This window comes from Micromonospora sp. NPDC048169 (assembly GCF_040652815.1).
Taxonomy (GTDB): domain Bacteria; phylum Actinomycetota; class Actinomycetes; order Mycobacteriales; family Micromonosporaceae; genus Micromonospora.
Map to the genome: position 1 here is coordinate 1 of NZ_JBEZMS010000082.1, position 1,411 is coordinate 1,411.

At 69.5% G+C, this 1,411-nt stretch carries 1 protein-coding gene; it reads right to left on the reverse strand.

Annotated elements, in window-relative coordinates:
• Positions 1–13: 13 nt before the first annotated feature.
• Complete coding sequence (locus tag AB0D28_RS29885; RefSeq protein ID WP_357391260.1) at positions 14–1,252, reverse strand: IS701 family transposase; 1,239 nt, start codon at positions 1,250–1,252, stop codon at positions 14–16.
• Positions 1,253–1,411: the final 159 nt, after the last annotated feature.

A 1,411-nucleotide genomic window follows, 5' to 3' on the forward strand; every position in this document is an offset into this window, starting at 1 on the left:
TAGTACTCCAACGTCACTTCGCTTGTCTGCGCTGGTAGTGGGATCGTCGGGCTCGGGCTTGGGATGTTCGTCGCCAGATCGACCAGTGCAGGATGTGCTCTGGTGGTAGCGGCTGGGTGAGGACGAAAGCGTTGAGGAGTCGGCGGATCTCGGCGACGGTCAGCCCGATGAGTTCCGGCTCGGGGTCGGGCTGCTGCGCGGTGGCGGCGAGGATGGTCAGGACGGCCAGGGCGAGCATGGCCAGGGTGATGAAGCGGTGCCAGCCGGTCCAGCCGCGGACCTGGTAGTGGTCCAGGCCGACCTGGCCTTTGCCGGTCTGGAACAGCTCTTCGATGCTCCAGCGGGAACCGGCCACTCGCACGAGGGTGTGCAGCGGGACTGGGCGGGGTGACCAGCACAGGTAGAAGGCCAGTTCGCCGGTGGTGCAGTTGCGGCGGATGAGCAGCCACCGATGCTCACCTCGGCTGGTGGCGGTGGTGATCCAGGCCCACAGGTAGTCGCGGGGGCCTTTCGCCCCGGGCCCGCAGCTGTGCGGCTGCCACTCGCGGGTGGGGATCCGCTCGGCGAGGTCGTCGACGCGGATGAGGGTGCGGCCGTCGTTGACAGCAACGCGTCGGTCGCAGCCGATGGCCAGGACGTAGCCGACGCCACGGTCTTCGAGGTCGGCGCGTAGGCCGGGGTCGGCGCCGTAGACCTCGTCGCCGGTCACCCACCCGGCCGGGACACCAGCCTCGATCGCGGCGGCGATCATCTGCCGGGCCAGGGCCGGCTTCGTCGCGAACCCGACGTCGTCCGGCACGCCGGCGGCGGCGAGACGCTCGGGCTGGGCGCACCAGGTTGCCTCGGGTAGGTAGAGCCGGCGGTCGATCAGCGCCCGCCCGTGCGGGGTGACGTAGGCCAGGAACACCCCGACCTGACTGTTCTCGACACGCCCGGCGGTGCCGGTGTACTGACGCTGGACACCGACCGAGCACACGCCCTTCTTCAGGAACCCCGTCTCGTCAGTGGCCAGCACCCCCTCGGGGTGGCCGAGCTGCTCCACCAGCCAGGACCGCACGTCGTCGCGGACGTCGTCGGCGTCCCACACCGCCGTACGCAGCAGCCGCTGCATCGCCTGCGGATCATCGTGACCCGCCCGCTCCGCCAGGGACCAGCAGGTCTTGCGTTCCAGGCCCGACAGCAGCCCTTCCACGAACTGCCCGGCCGTCCGGCGCGGCTCCGCCCGCACGAATCGGCCAGCGACACGCGTCACCGCCTCGTCGAGAGTGACCCGCCACCGATCAAGGTTTACGCTGTGGCACGCGGCCACCGCACGATCTTCGGTTGTCCTCACAAACCATCGATGATCAACGCGGTGGCCGTCTTCATGCCCGCGCCACGCCCAACGCCAAAGCCAAGTGACGTTGGAGTA